The sequence below is a fragment of the Frateuria sp. GZRR33 genome (assembly GCF_051900425.1).
Taxonomy (GTDB): domain Bacteria; phylum Pseudomonadota; class Gammaproteobacteria; order Xanthomonadales; family Rhodanobacteraceae; genus Frateuria_A.
Window position 1 is genome coordinate 1 of the sequence record NZ_JBHZGK010000021.1, and the last position, 5253, is coordinate 5253.

Annotated in this window: 5 protein-coding genes; 4 read left to right on the forward strand and 1 reads right to left on the reverse strand. The window is 56.9% G+C overall.

All coding sequences use genetic code 11. The features are described 5' to 3' along the window. Nucleotides 1-196: 196 nt before the first annotated feature. Nucleotides 197-1153, reverse strand: a complete 957-nt coding sequence (locus ACFWZU_RS16145) for a tyrosine-type recombinase/integrase (protein ID WP_439702538.1) — start codon at nt 1151-1153, stop codon at nt 197-199. A gap of 407 nt (nt 1154-1560) precedes the next feature. Here ACFWZU_RS16145 and ACFWZU_RS16150 point away from each other — a divergent pair, with 407 nt between their 5' ends. The 4 genes from ACFWZU_RS16150 to ACFWZU_RS16165 all read left to right on the forward strand — a co-directional run bounded on the left by ACFWZU_RS16150 (nt 1561) and on the right by ACFWZU_RS16165 (nt 5030). Beyond that, nucleotides 1561-1935: a hypothetical protein gene (locus ACFWZU_RS16150; RefSeq protein WP_439702539.1), complete on the forward strand. Its 375-nt coding sequence runs from the start codon at nt 1561-1563 to the stop codon at nt 1933-1935. 84 nt (nt 1936-2019) lie between these two features. Next, nucleotides 2020-2421 carry a hypothetical protein gene (locus tag ACFWZU_RS16155; RefSeq protein WP_439702540.1) on the forward strand — a complete coding sequence of 134 codons (402 nt, stop codon included), beginning with the start codon at nt 2020-2022 and terminating at the stop codon, nt 2419-2421. A 1626-nt stretch (nt 2422-4047) separates the two neighbouring features. Continuing rightward, complete coding sequence (locus ACFWZU_RS16160) at nt 4048-4476, forward strand: hypothetical protein (protein WP_439702541.1); 429 nt, start codon at nt 4048-4050, stop codon at nt 4474-4476. Nucleotides 4477-4529: 53 nt separating this feature from the next. Then, entirely contained in the window at nt 4530-5030 is a 501-nt protein-coding gene (locus tag ACFWZU_RS16165) for an SHOCT domain-containing protein (RefSeq protein ID WP_439702542.1), read from the forward strand. The last annotated feature ends 223 nt before the right edge of the window (nt 5031-5253 follow it).

Genomic DNA, 5253 nt, shown 5'->3' on the forward strand with positions numbered 1-5253 from the left:
GTACCTACCTACTACTACCTGAAATATGGACAAAACAGTGACAAACTATTTTCCTCTTGTTGTCCTTTGAGTGTCCAAGAGTGACGCTCAGGCATAAGAAAGCCCTGTAAGGCTCACCTAAGCCCTAACTAATACCGAGGCACTAGGGAGGGGCTAGGATGGCCGTACAGGGCTTCTATGGAGCTTACAGAGGGGGTTAGTCTATTAGGTGGAGAACATCCTTAGCGTTCAAGTGGCTATACCTAGCTACGCTCCTAGTGTCTCTATGACCGCTAACAATCATTATCTGAGCGTTGTTAAACCCCTTCTTGGCTACGTTACTTATCCTCGTATGGCGTAGCTGATGGAGCCTCACACTCTCGTCTAGGCCAGCTAGACGCCTAGCTCTCCTAACCGCAGTAGAGACGCTATGAGGGGAGAGGGTGAATATCCTAGCCTCAGGTAGGAGCCTAGTCTTAGAACGCCTCAGAGCCTCTTGTAGAAGCTCTACAGCCCTATGGGTTAGGGGTACGTTCCTAGTCCCTGTCTTACCGTCGATAACATCAGCCATACGTTCCTCTAGATGGAGACAAGAGGGAGTTAGCTTGAGTATCTCCGAGCGTCTCATGGCAGTTTCATAAGCTAGCTCTACTATCAACGCCATCTGAGCATTGAGCTTAGACATAAGCGCCTCTAGTTCCTCCTTCCTCACCACCTTATCGCTAGCCTTAGAGGGAGCAGGGAGGGCTATATCCGCTAGAGGGTTCGATACGTCTATGAGTAGCTCCCTCTTAGCGAACTTGAAGAGGCGAGACATAAAGGCTAGCTGGCTCCTACAGGTGGCAGACTTCACCTTAGCCAGCCTCCTGAGCTTGAACTCGTTGACCATCTGAGGGGTGATTTCATGGATGGGCATAGGGAAGGCTTGAGCTAGCTGCTTGGTGAGGACTAGCGCCTGTTGGTAGCTTCCTCGTCCCTTGAGGCGGGCTTCCCTGTAGGCGAGTCCTAAGGTGTAGAGGGTGTAGGTCTTGTGCCTCTTGGTAGAGGCTTCCTGTTCCTCAGCCCACGCCTGAGCCTGTTCCTCTGTAAGGAAGCTCTTAGACCTGGGGGCTTGTCCCTTGATGCGTACCTGTACGTTCCAGCTACCGCTAGGAAGGCGTCTGATGGTGGCCATGAGTGAACTCCTGTTGTGAATGGGAGTTCTCTAGGGAGCCTTTCCCTAAGCCAATCAGTAGGTTAGCCCTGTGAGCTTGACATGGTAGGGGTCACAAGTTCGATCCTTGTACCGCCCACCAAGAGTTGAAACAAAAAGGCCGGCGCATTGCGCCGGCCTTTTTGTTTTGTGCGTCACCAGCCAGCGTGCTTGCGTCTCTGGCCACGGATGCGTGGCGCCTGCCAGCGTTGACCCTTCCGTCCGCGGTATTCCCCGAAAGGCCGTCAAATTATGCTGGTAGGTTAGGCTGCATGCGGCAGGGCAAGTGGCTGATTCGCTTAGGCATGCTCCAGAAAGACGCGAAGACGGCAGTTGTTAGGCTGCAGGAATACACTGTAGTTTGGAATCTACTTCTAGTTAGGTCTCACATGGGACAACTTCGCAACCTTCTACTTCTCCCAGCTCTTTTGCTCACGGCCTGCTCGCCAACAATAGATGGCAGTGAGTCGCCTGGCAGCAAGAGCGAATACTCCATCCTGCAAGTCCGCGAATACGACGCTAGGGCAAATGTCGTTGCCGCGCCCACGTTCACAAGCCATGACGGCTACGTGTTGCTTGTCGTGCCAAACGATCGCAAAGATCGGAGCATCTGGATCATGCTCAACCCGCGCAGCCCGCCTTTCTACAAGCAAATGCCGCGTGGCAGCTACACAATCTCGCCTCAGCTATTTGACGTGATCACAAAACGCAATCTAGTCTCATCCACCGTTGAAGAGGTGCTTGCTTCGCATGTGGCGGAGTGAGACCTAACAATTCATTCAAGCCGACGCCACTTCGTGGCGCGGCTTAATTCAGGTGTTAGGCCCCTAATTGGACCAATTCCGCACGTGAAGAAGATCTGCGCCAACTGTCACTTCTTCGTGCGCCGCTATCATGGACAAGGGGGCGCGGAGCATACGTTCGAGGTGACTGCACCAAACCGACTAAAAGCAGCTCAGGGCAATACGTCTTGGCAACACGACTCGGAGTCACTCGCGTGCTTCAAAGGCATCTGGGATGAAGGCCTTGGGCTCAATAGCACTGCTAAGAACGCAGCAATCAGCCGTGAGAACCGCCGCGGTAGGTGTTATTTCCTTCCCTATCAGCCTGGCATGTTGTTGCCGGCAGCGGAAAAGCTGCAGCAAGAGCGCGCCAGTGCTTCCAGCGACAAATCAAAGTCCCGCCTGGCAATCTACGGCTTGCTGCTCACTATCGCTGGCCTCGTCGCAAAGCTCGCGTACGGGGCCTAACAATTCGTCCAAGCCGACGCCGCTTCGCGGCGCGGCTTAACTCAGGTGTTAGTCGGTAGCTCGTGGTGGTTCTTCGTTTGTTGTGTTTCGCCCAGCTTCGCGCTGGCTTGTCGTCCGTCGCCGAAGCAGCTTTTCGCGCGGCGTCGTCGCAAGCCTCAGCTTTCAGAGCTGGTTGTTTGGGGGTAGTCGGTTGTTCAAGCTGCGCGCTCATCGTGGCAGTCGTTATCGCCTGGGCAAGCTGCGTCGCAACCGTCTAACTCCTCGTCCAAGCGGACGGCCCTCCCGGGCCGCCGCTTAACTCAGGCGTTAGGCCCTTGCTTGGTTGCTCTTTCGCAGCGTGTGCTTCGGCCAAGCCTTCGCCAGCTTGTAGCCCTCCGCACTTGGTCGCTGCCCTTGCCAGCGGCCTTGGTCCGGCGCGGCAAGCTCCAAGCATCCAAAGCTGCTAGCGTTGTGCGTGGTGGGGTTCGCGGCGGTGCCGGCAAGTCGCCCTAGCATCGCGCGGCGCAAGCCCCTAACTCTTCATTCAAGCGGACGGCTCCGCCGCCGCTTAATTCGGGCGTTAGGCGTCAATGAGCACAGGGTTCTTTCTTCCAAAGCAGCGCCTCGGCCTCGCGCAATCGCTACGAGCGTATGGGCTGTTTCTTCTCCCACTGCTCTTGCAGCCGTTCGTTAGCCTCGTGCTCCACGCCTTCGCCCCAGCTACTGCGCCCTCCTGTCTGGCGGCTACTTTCTTGCTGCAGCGGTGCTGGGCTTGTGGCCACTCGCGTTCAAGGATGCATCCAGCAGGTTCTGGGTTGTGGGCTGCCTGGGCTGGTTCGCTCTGCTGGTACTTTCGCAGGCGGGCGCCGCGTTGGTCGCCTAACAACTCGTTCAAGGCGGACGGCTTCGCCGCCGCTTAACTCCAGCGTTAGGCCCTTGCTCGGCCACTATTCCGCAAGCGTGCTTTCGGCCAAGTCCGCGTCAGCGCGCGGGTCGCAGCACTTTTCTTTCCCAGAGCTGGCTCAGCCAACAGCTTGCCAACGTGCAGTTCTCTGCGGCGTTCCTTCGTGTTGCAGCGCCGCGGCAAGCTCCCGCCATCCGAACCTGCTAGCGTTGTGGTCGGCGGGGTTCGCGGTGGTGCCGGCACAATCGCCCGGGCATGGCGCGGCGCAAGCCCCTAACTTTTCAGTCAAGCGGACGCGCGAAAAGCCGCGCGCCGCTTACCTCAAGCGTTAGGTCGCAAACATGGATAGTCGCGAGTCCCTTCTAAAAGCGCTTCTGTGGTTTACGCGGCCAATTCCGGACATTGCTCGCGACCTCTCGGCTTACGGCTGGGACGCTCCTAGCCCGCTGGTCGTGCTGGACGCCGTCCATATTTCCTCGGTGCTCAGTCGGTTCATGGCAGGTGAGCTTTCTTCTATGCAGGTCGACGACTGGGCCAACTGCATAGAGGGTCGTGACGACGTTGGGTACGATCCTTCCTCAGCAGTCGGTTTGGCGCTTCACGAGCTTGCCAACCCATTGCTTACGTGCCCTCTTACAAGGCAATCTGCAACAACGCTGGTTGCAACTCTTTCGTAGCTGCAACCTAACCCGTCATCCAAGCGGATGGCTCCGCCGCCGCTTAATTTCAGCGTTAGAGCGCACATGAAACACTCCAGAACACTTGTCGCAATTACAGCCGGGATACTGTTTTACGTCCTTTTCGACTATTCGGCTGTTGCGCTGCTACACGGCTTTCCACCACCCGGACTCGTCACGTTCTGGACGGTTCTTTCAACGCCCTTGGGTATGCTGGCTACTCTGCTACCAGGTTTCATATCTGGTTGGCTCTCGCGTAACCACGGCATCATTTCCGGCTTCATCGTCGGCTTGGCTGGGTCGGGAGCATATGCTGTGATGGCAGGTGGTGTTGCCCAGTACTTTCAAGTCGCTGACAACCAAGTGGCCGTTTCTGTCACTTGGTTCGTGGTTACGTGTGCCGTCCAGGGTCTGTACAGCGCAGCAGCAGGTGGGTCTGCCCAGCTTGTGCGCTCTAACAACCCGTTCAAGGCGGACGGCTCCGCCGCCGCTTAACTCCAGCGTTAGGGCGCAAAACAGCGCGCTGATCGTAAGCAACAGGGGAAATCATGTTCACTCGAACCACTTATCGATTGCTTTTGCCATCAGTAGTTCTCGCCCTTGCTGCGTGTGCAACGGCCCAGCCGGTGCCGATGGGCAACGACTCGTACATAATCTCGCAAACTTCGGCGGGCGGGATTTTCCGATCAATGAGCTCGCTCAAGACCGATGTGATCAGCCGAGCGAACGCCTTTGCCGCAAGTAAGGGCAAGGTGGCGGTTCCCCTCGCCGGCAAGGAATCTCCTGCCTACCCGGGTCACATGCCTAGCTTTGAGTATCAGTTTCGCCTCGTGGACAAGAATGACCCTAGGGCGGAAGGCAATGCACTCCTGCCTCGCCCCGATGCGGTGGTCGAGATGCACCAAACACCCACCTCTTCGGGGCATCCTTCGTCGGCAAGCTCCGACCTCTACAACGAGTTGATAAAGCTGGACGACCTTCGCAAAAGAGGCATCATTTCTGAAGACGAGTTCAAGGCACAAAAGCAAAAGCTCCTATCTGGCAGCTAGGCAATGCCCTAACCATTCGTCCAAGCGGACGCGCGTACCGCGCGCCCCTTAACTTAGGCGTTAGGTGCCATGGGAAGTTCGCTCGCCATTGCTACAGCGTTCCTCGTGGGGCCCTGGTTCCCCATAGCAGGTGGCACATGGACACCGGAGCAAGGTGTCACTGCGCGACTGCAGTCAATTCTGCAACCGTATGTCGTCGCCCAGGCGAGTGCTCAGCATCTCG